Raw genomic sequence first — 14007 nt, 5'->3', positions numbered from 1 at the left:
CACATAGCTGCCTTCTTTCAGACCCGCTATAAGAGCACATTCTAGCATCTGTTGACCTGCTTGTTCTGCCGTTCCAATACTACCAGCATAAAAGCGGTTGGTTTTGTCCTTGCCTCTTGCCAAACTTAGTTTGACTTCTTTCCAACAAACTTTTCTTGCTTTTCTTGCATCTTTTTTTGCTTGTTTGTCGGCCTCATTTATCTCCACAATCGGTACCATGCTCCCATCTGTTTCACTGATAATGATTGCTTCTTGACTAACCGCTTCTTTTTTTAGCTTAGCTATTTTGCTTGCATGCTTTTGGGTAATCAATCTAACCATAGAAGAAGGAGCTTCAATTCCATAATGCTCCTTCATCTTTTCCCCTACTTTTCCAAACGCAATATCTGCTCCAAAGTCAGTTATTGCTCGCTCTAATGGTAAAGAATATCCTCTGCATCTAACCTTGGAAGAAAAGGAAAAGGGTCTAATCAATTTTCCTGCTCGTAGGAAGCATCTCTCTTCCATACCTACTATCCCAAATGTCGTATGCCAACTTAGTTTTTTTTGGAATGCTGTCTTAATTTCATTTCCTGAGCCTTGGCTTCTTGTTCATTGACTTGATGCTTTGCCCAATCCTCAAGGCATTTTTTCCCTAAGCCTCTAACTTCGGGAATAAGAGCAAATTCAGCATCATCCGCCACTTCTATTCCTTTAACTCCTTCGGTAATATCTAATAATTCTCTAATGGATTCTAATAAGTTGGGATGATTCTTTAAGCGATTAAATACTTTATTAACTTCTTCTTCGTTAAGCATATGCAACCTCCTTTTGCTACGCTTTCAGTATGTATTAATCCCTCCTTATCTTGCCAACACTTTTAATTACACCCCTTAAGAAAGTTTAATGCTAATTTGTTTGGTAAATTCTTCATTTTTTTGCTATAATTATGAATTAGGAAAAATAAACTTAAATTTTTAAGGAGAAATATGGGAGTAGAAAAATCCGAGGCAGCCCCTAGTGCCACTGCTGCAGAGGCTATGAATACTTCTTCCTCTACCACACCTTCCTCTATGGGCGCTTCCCCACAAAATAGTGAACGATTTGCAACTATTAGCAGCATGTCTGATCTTAAAGAAAAGGCTCCAGAGATGCATAAGGCTATGATGCAAGGCTTAGCCATGAACATCTGCAATAGCATGCAAAAACACCAACAGCGTTTTAAAGAGATTCTTAGAAAAGGCCGCAGCCAACAATAAATAATAATGAGTTTTATTATCCCCTCACTTTTTCTTGGCTTTTTAATAGATGATGCCTTGGCAAGGGCCTTAGAAAAAAATACTCCTGAATACCTTCATTTCTTCCTTCAGCCAGGCAGTGGATATCTAGAAGAAGTCACTTATCAAGAAGAGCGCTATATAGGCAAATTTGTTAGTAACGAACAAAATGTCGGGCAATTAGAGCTTTTAGAAGCTCATATTTTTAGCCTCTTAAAGAAGCTAGCCCCTGATTACCATTATACTCCTTCTAATCTAGTCTTATTTGCCCTTCCTCAAAAGGAAGTTACCCCGCCGGTTATTTCTTATAAGAACAAAAAAAGGAAAGCTTAAAAAAAAGCTATAGAAATTTTCATTAGCTGTTAAGGCGATTTTCCTCCAATAAATATAAGTTTCGCATGAAAAACGATGAAAGTGAATGTATTATAATCCGCGAGGAGGAAAAGGGAGAACGTTTGGATAAAATTCTTTCCCAGCGTTTTTTAGGCGTACATTCTCGGACATATTTTCAATATTTAATAGAACAGGGAAGAATTTTTGTTAATGGCGAAGTAGTCAAAAAACGTTATCGACCCTCAGTAGATGACGAAATCCATATCCATTATATCCTTACTCCTGAAATTGGACTGCAACCTGAAGCTATTCCCTTAGATATTATTTTCGAAGATAAAGATTTGATTGTGGTCAATAAACCGGCAGGTATGGTTGTACATCCTGCCCCTGGTCATCCTACTGGTACCTTCGTACATGCCCTCATTTATCATTGCCAGAATCTACCAAAAAATCAGGTAGAGGAGCTTTATCCTCGTCCGGGTATCGTTCATCGCTTAGATAAGGACACTTCCGGCTTACTAGTGGCTGCCAAAACTACTGAGGCTCATACCCGTTTAATTGAAATGTTTTCTAATCGAGAAATTTATAAAGAATATTTAGCTATCTGCTTAGGTAATCCTGGTAGTCAGGAAATTAAAAACTTTATTGGACGACATCCTATTTTCCGACAAAAGATGAAGGTTCTAGAAGAGGGAGGACGTCTGGCCATTAGCGTGTGTGAAACCAAAAATCATTCCGGTCCTTTTAGCTTAGTACAGGTCAATTTAAAAACCGGCAGGACGCATCAAATACGGGTTCACCTGCAACATGTAGGCGCTCCTATTTTGGGTGATCCTATCTATGGAAACCTTCCGATAAATAAAAAATATGGCGTTGATAGACAACTTCTTCATGCCCATATTCTTCAATTTAAGCACCCCATTAAAGGCCACTTTTTAAGTTTTAAAGCAGACATACCTTCGGATATGAGGGTGTGGGTGGAAAAGTTAGTGAAATAAGCAGGGGCGGGGAAAACTGCGACTGTAGAGAGCCGAAAAAGCTAGCATCAAAACTTAAGAGAAAAATGGCTAGAAAATTTAAAAAGAACAGGGGCTTTGACTCACCCATTAAAAGGATCGAAGTGAAGTGAATAAAACAGCTGGCAGGCAAATTTACTTTCTAAGAGGCTTTAAGGTAAAAAGGGGAGAAAAAAGCGTTAACTAGTTAACTATCAAAAGGAAAGCTTTAATGATTAGCCAGTTTTCTCTATAGAGATTACAAAAAAAGTAGAAGGCCAGCTTCTCTAAGGCTGCTTCTTTGCCTTCAGCAAAAATTTATTCATGGAAGCTTTCTAGCTAAAATAAGAAAGGAAAGGGGATAGATGTTCAACCCTTTAAAGTTGGCAATCGCAAGCCAATTGATTTAATTAAGGAGAGGCTCATTCTTAGCGAAGAGGCGCTTTCCTAGGAGGGGGTAACCAAAGCTTTTTTTATAAATTACTCCTTTAATAGATATACAAGTTTTATGTAGATTTATAAAAATAATTGGGATACCCTAAATGTAAGGGCAGAATAAGGGCCATGCAAGTCTAAATTTGGAAAACTTTTGTCAAATATACATATTGAAAAAGGATCGAACTATGAAAGAATTTGTAGCATACATAGTCAAGAATCTGGTCGACCATCCTGACAAGGTAAAAATTAATGAGATTGGTGGAACACAAACTCTGATTATTGAACTATCGGTTGAAAAATCTGATATAGGAAAAATCATTGGTAAAAAAGGTAAAACGATTAATGCCATTCGTACTCTTTTAATGTCTGTGGCTAGCCGCAATGGCATTCGTGTGAATCTGGAAATACTTGAAGATGGTAATCCAGTTAAGCAGGAAGGCTAAATAAAAGCTGGAGGGTAAGTTTGTTATATGGGCTATCCCTCCTTTACTCGGCATCATCCGCTTTAGCTAGCAGCAAAAGCAAATGCTTCTTTAGCTTTTGTAAGAATTTGCTAGTCGAATGTTTTGTGACTTCACTTACAACCATTCTTTAAACTTATCTATCAGGCTTTCTGAGATTTTGCCTTTACAATTTCTCCTCTATTTCAATTAGGTGCTTGCTTGCCACTCTGTTAGGATTATTCTTAAATTATACGTTTTAAGAAAACTTAGCCTGCCTGCCCACCCTTCTGAAAGATGTCCTTTTTGTTTGGAAAAGGGGCCTTATAAAGCACCTGGTAACATAAAGAGTAGATTATACCCTTTAAAGAAACTACGTCTACATAACCAAAAAAGAAATTAACCTTTTTCCAGGCTGACTCTACTCGTAAAAACAAGCTTTTTATCAAGTATATGACTACATAAAAAGTTGCTCGAAAGCGTATTAAAAGCCTATTAGTAAAAAATTATTGCATAGAATTCAAAATGCTTGTTTACAAAACTTATCATGCAATCAAAGATTCAAGAAAAATGGAGGGGGGGGGGAGTAAGATTGGACCGAGTAGGATTCGAACCTACGACCACCCGCTTAGAAGGCGGGTGCTCTATCCACTGAGCTATCAGTCCAAAACAAGTAATAAAACAATACAGCAATCTCTACCTTATTTTCAAGTTCAAATGGATAAAACGTCAAATAAAGATGGAAAGAAGTGTTTGGTAAAAGCTCTTATTTTTTTCTCCACACCTCTCATCTCTAGAACCGGGTCTTTTGCACTTTTAATGGCAAGGAATATAAGCTTAGAGAAATAGCTTAATTGAAAAGAGAGGGAGTTACACGCTTTTGAGCTACTCTTTATGCCCCCCCTGCTTTATAAAATCTTTTTTGCTAAGTAGAGAGGCATCTTTCAGACTATTGGCTATGCAGGCTAAATTTTTTGAAGCGCATTTATATACTTTTTTTCATCAATATAATAAAAACTTTTTTAAAGAAAAGTATAGACAGTTGTTTTTTTTAACATTCTCTTTAAGACGAAAAAGTTTTTATAAAGGAAGCAAAGAGAGGGATTATCCGCTCCTATCATTTTTTATATGACTGATTTTACGATTTTTTGTCATAAATAATGTCATAAAAATGTCGTAAAAGATTATTCTAGGTAAGGGTTAATTCTATAATGGGTAGCTTTTTTGATCCCTTCCTGTAAAATCAACCCCATTTCTATCAGATGGGAAAGGTCTCGTTGGAGCGAACGTCGGTTAATGTTAGGACAGAGCAATTCGTATTCTTGAATAGTAAACTTTTTTTCTGCTTCAAGTAAAATTTCTAGGGCCTGTTTTTGCCTTTCAGACAGTTTATATTTTAGGGCTAAAATATCCAATTTAATCGCCTGAGATCCTTTAAGTTGGATTTCATGCATTTGTGTCTCCAATGCTGTAGAAAAATACTCCAGCCAGCTTGTCATATCCATATGATTGTTTCTAACAGACTGGATGGCTTGATAATACTCCTGTCGATTGCGATCATAATATTCGCTAATTGTGAAAAGCTTTTTAAAATCATATCCCGACCGATGAAGACATAAGGTGGATAGCAGCCGAGCTGTCCTGCCATTACCGTCTAGAAAAGGATGGATATGAACTAGCTGAAATTGGGCAATTCCAGCTAACAGCACAGGAGGGATCTTTTCTTCATGTTGTAACCAATCGACTAGTTCAGCCATGAGTAGGGGAACATCATAGGGTGCAGGGGGAGTATAAATGATTTCTTTGGTTTTTGAATTAGCTACGTAATTTTGAATGGTTCTGTAGTGGCCTGGTTGAGCACTATTTCCTCGCACACCTTCGACTAAGCGTTTGTGAATTTCTCCAATCAAGCCTTCAGTAATGGCTCCGTGGGAAAAAACATAGTCAGCAACAAAATCAAAAGCCTTTTTATAATTCAATAACTCCCTTACGTCTTCAGAATTAACATCCGACATTTTCACCCCGGAAAGCAGCTTTTTAGACTGATCGAGGCTCAAGTGAGTCCCTTCTAGATGAGTAGTATGATGAGCTTCCAAAATTAGTGCACGAGCTTGCATTTTGGATAACCAATTCTCTGAAAGCTTAGCAGCTTCTAAAAAACCTCGTGTTCGTTCAATCGCTGTAAGAGCGGATGCTAATGGGATAGTAATAGTAAAATGAGGATGAAATGGCAATTTTTTAATGACACCTTTTCTCTAATTGTGTCATAAAAATGAGCAGCTGGCAATAAATTTCTCACTCTATTCTATTTTTAAGGTGCTGCTTGTGATAGATGATATAATCAAGGCTTTATAAAATAAAAAGAGGCTTAAAAAAACATGTAAATTTTTAGCTTGCTACCTTTTGTTTAAGTGATAGAAATTTGAAAGGGCTTCTCTATTAACCTACCAGCAATTCTTTTAAGAAATTTTTTAGCTTTAGTTCTTGCTTGAGGAAGGTTTATCATTTTAAAATCGGCAATTTAATAAAATTTCTCAATTTTCCACTCATGAGCTAAGCCGTGGAGTTAATGGAATAGCTTCCCTCTTAAAATTCGTAAATGACGAGAAAATTGTTTTTGCCTGAAAGGATGTGAATAAATAGATGTTGGGAAAATTATGTTATTAAACATTATGTTTTTGAGCATAATGTTTAATAAGCAAAAGAGTATATATAAAATTTATTAATCGACAGCAAGAGCTGTCTCGCTTGAATCGCCTAGCTAATAGCAAGGAAGCAGCAATGGCCGTTATTTGGGGAAGAAGGCGGGTGGGAAAAACTCGCCTACTTTTAGAATGGGCTCAACAATATCAGTAGAAAAGCATTTTTGCTGGATAAATTTAAGGGAGATCCTTATGATTAGAATACAATAAATTTTCTAAAGCCATTAAGGTTGAAATGCATCTGCCAGAAGTTTTTGTGGGTTTAGGAGGCAATGTGGGAGACAGTTATGCGATTTTATCCCATGCTATAGAAAAAATGGCTGCTCTTTCTAGTATTTACGATTTAGAGGTTTCTCGCTTTTATTGTACAACACCTGTAAGCTCTATCTCTCAAAGATTTTATATCAACGCTGTTTGTCGCTTTAAAACAACGCTTTTACCTCAAGAGCTGTTAAGACAGTTGCAGTCTATTGAGAAAAGCTTAGGCAAGCAAGCAAAGCCTAAAGAAGCTCCTCGAAGAGTGGACTTAGATATTTTATTTTATGGAAGGGAAATAGTGAATGAACCTGATCTACAAATTCCTCATCCTTATTGGCATGAAAGGCTTTTTGTTATAGCTCCTTTAGCTGACCTGGTCACTCACTTATTTGTTCCTCAACCGGGCCGAGCTAAACCTTTAGAGCCCTTTAATGTAAGGAAATATCTTCAAGAATTTCCTAATATTCATCAAGAAACTGTCACCCCACTTTCAGAAATATCAAGGAAAAACTTATGCAGACTGTACCCTTTAAAAAATTCTCTATCGGTAAAGGGCAACCCTTAGCTATTTTGTCAGGCCCTTGCGTCATCGAAAGTGAAGAACATTGCTTAGCAACGGCAGAAGCGCTTAAAAACTTATTATCTAAGCACAATATTAATCTTATTTATAAGTCTAGCTATGATAAGGCCAACCGCTCTTCTTACCAATCTTTTCGCGGACCCGGATTGGAAGAAGGTTTACGCATTTTAGAAAAAGTGAAAAAAGAACTCGATTTACCCATTGTGACCGATGTGCATTCGCCCCAAGAAGCAAAGGCAGCAGGTCAAGTGTGTGATCTAATTCAGATTCCTGCTTTTTTATGTAGGCAAACCGATCTTATTAACGCAGCTGCCCAAACAGGAATTCCTGTTACTGTAAAAAAAGGGCAGTTTATGGCTCCTTGGGATATGCTTAATGTGGTAGAGAAATTCCGTGCGGCTGGCAATGAAAACATTATCTTAACTGAGCGCGGAGCTACATTTGGCTATAACAATCTAGTCTGTGATATGCGAGCGATCCCTATCATGCAGGGATTTGGCGTGCCCGTGTGCTTTGACGCTACCCATGCAGTACAATTGCCTGGAGGGTTAGGAAATCAATCAGGGGGACAAAGAGAGTTTATTCCTATCTTAGCCAAAGCCGCTATCAGTGCAGGTGCTAATTGCTTGTTTATGGAATCGCATCCTCATCCCGTGAAGGCAAAAAGTGATGCTTCTTCTGTTTTAGATTTTAAAGATTTACCTGCTTTGCTAACTATACTAGAAAAATTATATGATTTGATCCAGAGCTCCTAACTCTTATTTCTTAAGCATGCTAAAAAAAGCTTTTAAAGCTTATATCAATTAAAGAAACTTAAGTCGATGGTCAAAAAACATTTTTTTTCTCCTCTTGCATTCTCACCTAAATGTCAGCGTGTCTCTTTGCTTTCTCCTCACTTTGCGCTGATCATTTTGCTTATGGTAGCCTTATTAAGCGGAATAGCTTGGCAAATAGGGCATGTGAATGAAAAAGACGAGCTAGAATATCGTCAGCTGATTGCCGCCTCTCAATCTTCTAAGTCTGCCATGCAGCTAAATTCTTATACAGCACGCCAGGAAAGAGAAGGTGTACAAAAGGATATCTATTTTTATAAAAGAGGTGAGCGTTTGCACATGCGTTTAATAGCAGATGCTGCTCAGCTGCTTTTAAAGCAGCAAGATCTTCATCCACAGGTAGTAGAACATATGCAAAATGTTAAATGCTTGATGCAAGAAGAGCTTTATTACCTTCTTCCTGATGGGCGGGAAGCTATTTTGCAACCTGATGGGCAATTACGTCTACGTTCCGCTCATGCTCCTTCTCTTTCCTTTTCCTGGTCTCCAGAAAGTAGGTTGGAATGGCGTCCTATGCAACTTTTACGCTTCATAGAGGCAGAGACAGCCGAGTATCATTATAAAAAAGATCTTCTAATAGCTAAAAAAGTAAAAATGAAACAGTATGCGATAGCCGGTCATCAACTCAAAGAAGTAGTCGAACAGGAAAAAATTTTAATGCAAGGAACAGCAGACAAAGTCGAATTTTCTTTGAAAGGCGATGAAGAAGCTTTTCATTTAAAAGCCCATCACTTTAAAGCTAAACTTTTTGGCCCAAACGGTAGAGTTTTATGAGAAAATATTTCTTCTTATTTTGCCTTCTTTTCAATTGCCTGCTTGCTGAAGAATCAACACCTTTGAGTGTTGAAGCAGAAAGTATGCATTACAATGGAGAATTAGTTCATCTAAGCGGCAAAGTGTTCCTTGAGCATGAGTTAGGAAAGGTGAATGCTCAAGAGATAATTATTTTTCCAACAAAAGAGGCTAAGAAAAGGAGCTTTTCTCGCCTTAAAATAGTCCAGGGGGCTGAAATTGCCTTGCAAGACGGTGGACAGATGAGCTGCTCGGAAGCCGAAATAGACGCTCAGAACTTGGTAGGAAAATTTTTGAATGGTCCCAACCATGAAGATGTTGTTTATAAAGAAAACATTCAAGAGAAAGCTTCCCTTCTCACTAAACCTCTAGAAATTAAAAGCCATCAACTGACCATCTATCTGCAACGGCAGGAACAAGAGGGAAAATCTTTTCTTGCTATAAGTGAAATTTCCGCCTCTCCTAACGTGACTATCAGTTACAATCATGAAATTTTCGCACAAGCTGATCATGGAACCTATAAAAGAACAAAGTCACCCTTTGTTCCAGATAAGCGAAACACCGCGCAAACTAATAGGGTGGGGGTCTTATCTTTGCAAGCTAATAAATCATCAGGAATTTGTCGCCTAAGTAATCCCAAAGGAGATTTTATCAATGCCCAGAAAATTGACTGGGATGTTTTTAGGCGGCAATTAGAGTTTGATAAACCTAGCGGCTCTCTTTATACAGGTACCGCCAATGAGCCAGCCTATGGAATAAATTTTTCCTGTGCGGCCATGACCTGGGATGAGCAACAAGATATTCTTACTTTATACCAGCAAATTGAAATTGATTATTTAGGTTTAGGCAAATTAACAACTCCCGAAAAGGTTTATATCTCTAGGCAGCCAATAAATGCAAGCAAGCAAGTGAGTTTGATTGAATGTAGAGGTCCTTCGGTTTTAAACTACCAAGATAAGACAAAAGGCCTAGATTATACTCTTTCTACTTATCATAAGCTTACAGTGGATCGAAAGTTAAGACAGGCTCATCTGGAAAGCCCACGAGATGCTAATGCCCACGTTATGAAGGGCCAGCAGGTGCATTTTACAGGCGCTATGGGTGAGATATATGCGGATGAAGCTTTTATTTATTATGATGAAATTGCCCAGCAGCTAAAGCCGGTAAAATTATTTCTTAAGGGTAACATTTGGTTACTCAAACGCAAGGCTAATGACAAAGAAAAGCAAGAGCAATTTTCCCATCTAGCCCTATCTGATCGTTTAGAATATAATATAGAGACCCAAGAAATGTTATTTTTATCGGATTATGGAAAGCGCGTGCTTTTTCTTGATGGATCTAATCATTTGCAGATTAGTGCGCCTTCTGTAAAAGTGCTAAAAGATCCTTATACGAAAAAAGATAGAGTACAAGGAATAGGCGATGTTCGTTTTAATTTGATAGAAAAGGAATGCAAGATGTTGCAAGAACGGTTTCCAGCTTTTGAAGAAAAAATAGGTATAGGTATCTTAAGTCATGCATAATAACGAGCATAACATATGTTTAGAGGTTCAGGATCTTCAGAAAAGTTATAATGGGCGTAAAGTCGTTAATGGCCTATCTTTCTATGTTAAAAAAGGAGAAATCGTAGGACTTGTAGGTCCTAATGGAGCAGGTAAGACCACGGCTTTTTATATGACGGTAGGGCTTATACGTCCCGATGCAGGCACTGTATCCTTTAATAAATATGATGTCACCCGTTCTGCTATGCATATGCGCGCACGTATGGGAATGGGCTATCTAGCTCAGGAGCCTTCTGTTTTTCGTTACCTAACTGTTGAAGAAAACATTATGTGCATTTTAGAGTGCTTGCCCTTAACTAAAGCAGAGCGTAAATTACGCTTGGAAAAGTTGTTACAAGAACTTCATCTTGAACCTTTAGCCAAGAAAAAAGCTATAGCGCTTTCAGGCGGGGAAAGACGTCGCTTAGAAATTACTCGAGCCCTTGTGACCGATCCTACCCTTTTAATGCTCGATGAGCCTTTTGCGAATATTGATCCTTTATCGGTTCAAGAAGTCAAGCAGATGGTTTCACATCTAGCGCAGAAAAATATCAGCATTTTAATTACAGACCATAATGCCCGCGAGATTTTTTCCATTGTCGATCGTAGCTATCTAGTGAGCGAGGGAAAAGTCATCCTATCTGGAACAGTCGATACTTTAGTTAATGATCAGCAGGCCCGTCGTACCTACCTTGGAGAGGATTTTAAATTATAAAAGGCCGATAGAGCTGCTAGGCATTAAATCTTAAAAAAAGGGCAGCAGGGAAAAAAGGATAAAACCCAAGGTTTAACCCTTCTATCTCCGCTTTTAATTTCGTGCCCTTATTGTAAAAGTCTACAGATGCTTACTTAATAGGATTGACAATCTCCTCAGGTTTAAAGAAGAAAGCAATTTCTAGTTTAGCATTTTCTACTGAATCTGACCCATGGACAGTATTTTCTGTGACGGATTTAGAAAAATCTGCACGAATAGTGGAAGCAGCAGCTTTAGAAGGGTCAGTGGCACCCATTAATTGACGATTTTTAGCTATAGCATCTTCGCCTTCTAGTACCATCACCATGACAGGCCCGGAGCTCATCATGTTGATAAGATCTTTGTAAAAAGGGCGATCTTTATGGACTGCATAAAATTGACCTGCTTGCTCGGCAGTCAAATGGAGCATTTTTGCAGCTGAAATTTGTAAGCCATTTTTTTCAAAACGTGCAATAATTTCACCTACATGCTTATTCGCGATACCATCAGGCTTTATCATAGATAAAGTCTGTTGAGGAGAAGGATTAACATCCGCAGCCATTAGCGAAAAAGGAGTTAAACAAGCAAATAGAAAAAATAGGGTCGTCCTTAACATAGTGAATGTCCTTATAGTTTTAACGGGTATGAGGGCAGATTTCAGTGCTTTTAAAGAAATAGTTAATTTCGGTTTGAGCATTTTCAGCAGAATCTGAACCATGTACGCAATTTTCATCGATGGAGTGGGCAAAATCTGCACGAATAGTGCCTGGAGAGGCTTTCTTGGGATCAGTAGCTCCCATAATTTCTCGGTTTTTAAGGACAGCCTGGTTACCTTCTAATACCGTAATGAGTACAGGACCTGAAATCATAAAGCTAACAAGGTCTTTAAAAAAAGGACGCTCTTTATGAATAGCATAAAACCCCTCGGCTTCCTGCTGGCTTAAATGTTTCATTTTAGCAGCCACAATCTTTAACCCATTTTTTTCAAAGCGAGCAAGGATTTCACCTATCTGATTTTTACCTACAGCATCTGGCTTAATGATGGAGAGTGTGCGTTCTTGTGATGTCATTCTTCTTTATTTCCTCCTTTAAAGGTTATTAAATAAAAGGTAGTATAGCAAACTTGAAAAAAATACACACTATTAAACCATTTTGAGGCTTAAAAAAATGATGGATTTTAAACAAAAACTCTATACTTATGCCCAGTTACTGATAGAACATGGCTTAAATGTACAAAAAGGACAGATTGTTAACATTACAGCAGAAATTTGCCATCGTGAGCTTACCCATCTGCTTTGCCAAATAGCTTATCGCCGAGGAGCCAAGCATGTGAATGTAGATTTTATTGAGCCTCGTTTAATAAGAACTCGCCTCTTGGATTCGATAGAAGACGATGATCTAGCGTATGTGCCTCACTATCTTAGCCAAAAATATGAAGAATTTGTAAAAGAAGGAGCTGCTGTCTTACGATTGATTGGTAGTGAACTTCCCGATAACCTTACAGATTTAAATCCTCAAAAAATTAACACTCTCTCCAATAGTAATTTTAAAGCTCTTAAAAAATATTATACTGAGGGGGTAAGTAAGTCGAAAGTTCAGTGGACAGTTGCCGCAGCAGCTACGCCGCAATGGGGAAAAAAAGTTTTTCCTGAACTTGAGGAAGCAAAAGCTTGTGAAGCATTATGGGAGCAGATTTTCAAAATTTGCCGGGCTGATCAACCTAACTGCCTTGAATTATGGAAAACACATAATAGTATCTTGCAAGCACGTGCTAAGCACCTGACTAAAATGAAAATTCGCGAATTGCATTTTACAGGCCCAGATACCGATCTAAAGGTTTTTTTAAGCCCGCAAGCTCTGTTTGTGGGAGGGGGAAGCCAAGGACCTAGAGGGGAATTTGAGCCTAATATTCCCACAGAGGAGTGCTTCACTACGCCTGATTATCGTCTAACCACTGGTAAAGTAAAAGTTACGCGTCCTGTGCTTGTGAATGGTAAAATAGTTAAAGATTTGCATTTGGAATTTAAAGAAGGCAAGCTTGTTCATTTTGAGGCTAGTGAAGGGAAAGAAAATTTTGCAAGATATATCGATAACGATGCAGGCTCTCGCTTTTTGGGCGAGGTGGCTTTAGTAGGAACAGACTCTCCGATATTCCAAACGGGTAAGATATTTGAAGAAATCTTGTATGATGAAAATGCCGCCTGCCATATTGCCGTGGGTTTTGCCTATAGTATGTGTATAGATGGAGGCCCTTTAATGTCGCCTGAGCAGCTTGCAGATATAGGATGTAATGTAAGTACCGTACATGTCGACATGATGATTTCGGATGAGCATGTAGATGTGGAGGCAACTACCTATGAAGGTAAAAAGGTTAAGTTGATCTGCAAAGGGCAATGGATGCAAGGGTTGTAAATGGGTAGCCGCCAATCTAAATTAAGAGAGAGGAATAGCAAGAAGGTATGTTTGACATTTGATAGAAAAGGTTTAAAACTTTTCCTTAAGTTATCTTTTGTAAAATGTAAAACTAAGCAAGAAAAATAACAAAAAAGGATAAGCTAGCAACTTTAAATAGAAATTTTACTTTCGTTTTTTTGGCGGTTTTAGTCTTTCTAGCTTACAGGGCTTTTTTACATGGATGCAGAGTAACCGCAGTGAGCTATTCTGGATAGATTAAATGAAGAGGTTTATCCTGAATGTTTTTTTCTAGCAGAGCCTTGCAGTGGGTGGATTTCATTTACTTCGCTAAATTTTTGCTTTTTCGCAACTAGAGCTTTTTTTCCACGAGCATTTATTTATAATTTTAGCGGCAACTTTGTTTTTAAAATTTCCTAGGTAAAAGGTAAGCGGTCACGGGATATAAAAGGTTTTTTAGATAATAGAAGGTATGGGTTGCTTGGTACGAGCTGCATGGATAGCGTCTGCTAGAAAATCTAGAATAGACTTTCCTTGTCGATAAAGAGTTTCGATACAGCTATGCAGCACTTCCCTCCACCTTTTGCCATAGATAGTTCAACATGATTTAAAGCCTTTTTGCCCTGAGACAATATTTTAGGAGAGTTTTATATCAAAAAATGCTATATTTTCTTTACAAGTAAATCATTACAAA

Annotated in this window: 15 protein-coding genes, 1 tRNA gene and 1 pseudogene; 11 read left to right on the top strand and 6 right to left on the bottom strand. The window is 38.0% G+C overall.

Going from position 1 to position 14007, the window contains the following annotated elements; translation table 11 throughout:
- Both NEOC84_RS05645 and NEOC84_RS05640 read right to left on the bottom strand, forming a co-directional pair.
- Positions 1-507 (bottom strand): annotated as a pseudogene (locus NEOC84_RS05645) (hypothetical protein); the annotation flags it as partial.
- 29 nt (positions 508-536) lie between these two features.
- A complete protein-coding gene (locus NEOC84_RS05640; RefSeq protein WP_166156417.1) occupies positions 537-797 on the bottom strand; it encodes a hypothetical protein in 261 nt (86 codons plus the stop codon).
- A gap of 171 nt (positions 798-968) precedes the next feature.
- Between NEOC84_RS05640 and NEOC84_RS05635 the strand changes: the two genes are divergently transcribed.
- The 4 genes from NEOC84_RS05635 to NEOC84_RS05620 all read left to right on the top strand — a co-directional run bounded on the left by NEOC84_RS05635 (position 969) and on the right by NEOC84_RS05620 (position 3465).
- Entirely contained in the window at positions 969-1238 is a 270-nt protein-coding gene (locus tag NEOC84_RS05635; protein WP_166156414.1) for a hypothetical protein, read from the top strand.
- Positions 1239-1244: 6 nt separating this feature from the next.
- Positions 1245-1589, top strand: coding sequence for a hypothetical protein (locus NEOC84_RS05630; protein ID WP_166156412.1), 345 nt, complete (start codon positions 1245-1247; stop codon positions 1587-1589).
- Positions 1590-1654: 65 nt separating this feature from the next.
- A complete protein-coding gene (locus NEOC84_RS05625; RefSeq protein WP_166156409.1) occupies positions 1655-2587 on the top strand; it encodes an RluA family pseudouridine synthase in 933 nt (310 codons plus the stop codon).
- Positions 2588-3207: 620 nt separating this feature from the next.
- Complete coding sequence (locus NEOC84_RS05620; RefSeq protein WP_039386287.1) at positions 3208-3465, top strand: KH domain-containing protein; 258 nt, start codon at positions 3208-3210, stop codon at positions 3463-3465.
- Between the two features lie 590 nt (positions 3466-4055).
- On the opposite strand, the gene NEOC84_RS05615 is transcribed toward NEOC84_RS05620, so the two are convergent.
- Both NEOC84_RS05615 and NEOC84_RS05610 read right to left on the bottom strand, forming a co-directional pair.
- Positions 4056-4128, bottom strand: a tRNA-Arg gene (locus NEOC84_RS05615).
- A gap of 518 nt (positions 4129-4646) precedes the next feature.
- Positions 4647-5696 carry a Fic family protein gene (locus NEOC84_RS05610; RefSeq protein WP_166156407.1) on the bottom strand — a complete coding sequence of 350 codons (1050 nt, stop codon included), beginning with the start codon at positions 5694-5696 and terminating at the stop codon, positions 4647-4649.
- Between the two features lie 460 nt (positions 5697-6156).
- Between NEOC84_RS05610 and NEOC84_RS10165 the strand changes: the two genes are divergently transcribed.
- The 6 genes from NEOC84_RS10165 (at position 6157) to lptB (ending at position 10883) form a co-directional block, all read left to right on the top strand.
- The gene (locus NEOC84_RS10165) at positions 6157-6318 is read left to right on the top strand and encodes an ATP-binding protein (RefSeq protein WP_347566654.1); all 162 of its coding nucleotides are present in this window, start codon (positions 6157-6159) and stop codon (positions 6316-6318) included.
- A gap of 81 nt (positions 6319-6399) precedes the next feature.
- Complete coding sequence (folK, locus tag NEOC84_RS05600) at positions 6400-6987, top strand: 2-amino-4-hydroxy-6-hydroxymethyldihydropteridine diphosphokinase (RefSeq protein WP_242678208.1); 588 nt, start codon at positions 6400-6402, stop codon at positions 6985-6987.
- Entirely contained in the window at positions 6936-7757 is an 822-nt protein-coding gene (gene kdsA / locus NEOC84_RS05595; RefSeq protein WP_166156404.1) for a 3-deoxy-8-phosphooctulonate synthase, read from the top strand. The genes folK and kdsA overlap by 52 nt, the downstream gene beginning before the upstream one ends.
- Positions 7758-7823: 66 nt before the next feature.
- Entirely contained in the window at positions 7824-8609 is a 786-nt protein-coding gene (locus tag NEOC84_RS05590; protein ID WP_166156401.1) for a hypothetical protein, read from the top strand.
- Positions 8610-8692: 83 nt separating this feature from the next.
- Complete coding sequence (locus NEOC84_RS05585) at positions 8693-10150, top strand: hypothetical protein (RefSeq protein ID WP_166156398.1); 1458 nt, start codon at positions 8693-8695, stop codon at positions 10148-10150.
- Complete coding sequence (gene lptB / locus NEOC84_RS05580) at positions 10143-10883, top strand: LPS export ABC transporter ATP-binding protein (RefSeq protein ID WP_166156395.1); 741 nt, start codon at positions 10143-10145, stop codon at positions 10881-10883. The genes NEOC84_RS05585 and lptB overlap by 8 nt, the downstream gene beginning before the upstream one ends.
- Positions 10884-11013: 130 nt before the next feature.
- Here lptB and ndk (NEOC84_RS05575) read toward each other — a convergent pair whose 3' ends face one another.
- Together ndk (NEOC84_RS05575) and ndk (NEOC84_RS05570) are read right to left on the bottom strand one after the other, a co-directional pair.
- On the bottom strand, positions 11014-11463 hold the full coding sequence (gene ndk / locus NEOC84_RS05575) for a nucleoside-diphosphate kinase (protein ID WP_166156419.1): 450 nt from the start codon (positions 11461-11463) through the stop codon (positions 11014-11016).
- Between the two features lie 73 nt (positions 11464-11536).
- On the bottom strand, positions 11537-11971 hold the full coding sequence (ndk, locus tag NEOC84_RS05570) for a nucleoside-diphosphate kinase (protein ID WP_166156392.1): 435 nt from the start codon (positions 11969-11971) through the stop codon (positions 11537-11539).
- 97 nt (positions 11972-12068) lie between these two features.
- On the opposite strand from ndk (NEOC84_RS05570), the gene NEOC84_RS05565 reads away from it, so the two are divergent.
- A complete protein-coding gene (locus NEOC84_RS05565) occupies positions 12069-13313 on the top strand; it encodes an aminopeptidase (protein ID WP_166156389.1) in 1245 nt (414 codons plus the stop codon).
- The last annotated feature ends 694 nt before the right edge of the window (positions 13314-14007 follow it).

Origin of the sequence: Neochlamydia sp. AcF84, assembly GCF_011087585.1 — a bacterium.
Taxonomy (GTDB): Bacteria; Chlamydiota; Chlamydiia; order Chlamydiales; family Parachlamydiaceae; genus Neochlamydia.
Note: the sequence above shows the minus strand (reverse complement) of the source record. Positions and strands in the feature narration are given on the sequence as shown.

Bases quoted from the DNA above. Each gene is read 5' to 3' on its own strand.
- kdsA (WP_166156404.1), top strand. From the start codon at position 6,936: ATGCAGACTGTACCCTTTAAAAAATTCTCTATCGGTAAAGGGCAACCC.
- NEOC84_RS05585 (WP_166156398.1), top strand. From the start codon at position 8,693: ATGCATTACAATGGAGAATTAGTTCATCTAAGCGGCAAAGTGTTCCTT.
- NEOC84_RS05630 (WP_166156412.1), top strand. From the start codon at position 1,245: ATGAGTTTTATTATCCCCTCACTTTTTCTTGGCTTTTTAATAGATGAT.
- NEOC84_RS05590 (WP_166156401.1), top strand. From the start codon at position 7,824: ATGGTCAAAAAACATTTTTTTTCTCCTCTTGCATTCTCACCTAAATGT.
- NEOC84_RS05620 (WP_039386287.1), top strand. From the start codon at position 3,208: ATGAAAGAATTTGTAGCATACATAGTCAAGAATCTGGTCGACCATCCT.
- lptB (WP_166156395.1), top strand. From the start codon at position 10,143: ATGCATAATAACGAGCATAACATATGTTTAGAGGTTCAGGATCTTCAG.
- NEOC84_RS05640 (WP_166156417.1), bottom strand. From the start codon at position 797: ATGCTTAACGAAGAAGAAGTTAATAAAGTATTTAATCGCTTAAAGAAT.
- ndk (WP_166156419.1), bottom strand. From the start codon at position 11,463: ATGGCTGCGGATGTTAATCCTTCTCCTCAACAGACTTTATCTATGATA.
- NEOC84_RS05625 (WP_166156409.1), top strand. From the start codon at position 1,655: ATGAAAAACGATGAAAGTGAATGTATTATAATCCGCGAGGAGGAAAAG.
- NEOC84_RS05635 (WP_166156414.1), top strand. From the start codon at position 969: ATGGGAGTAGAAAAATCCGAGGCAGCCCCTAGTGCCACTGCTGCAGAG.
- NEOC84_RS05565 (WP_166156389.1), top strand. From the start codon at position 12,069: ATGATGGATTTTAAACAAAAACTCTATACTTATGCCCAGTTACTGATA.
- ndk (WP_166156392.1), bottom strand. From the start codon at position 11,971: ATGACATCACAAGAACGCACACTCTCCATCATTAAGCCAGATGCTGTA.
- folK (WP_242678208.1), top strand. From the start codon at position 6,400: ATGCATCTGCCAGAAGTTTTTGTGGGTTTAGGAGGCAATGTGGGAGAC.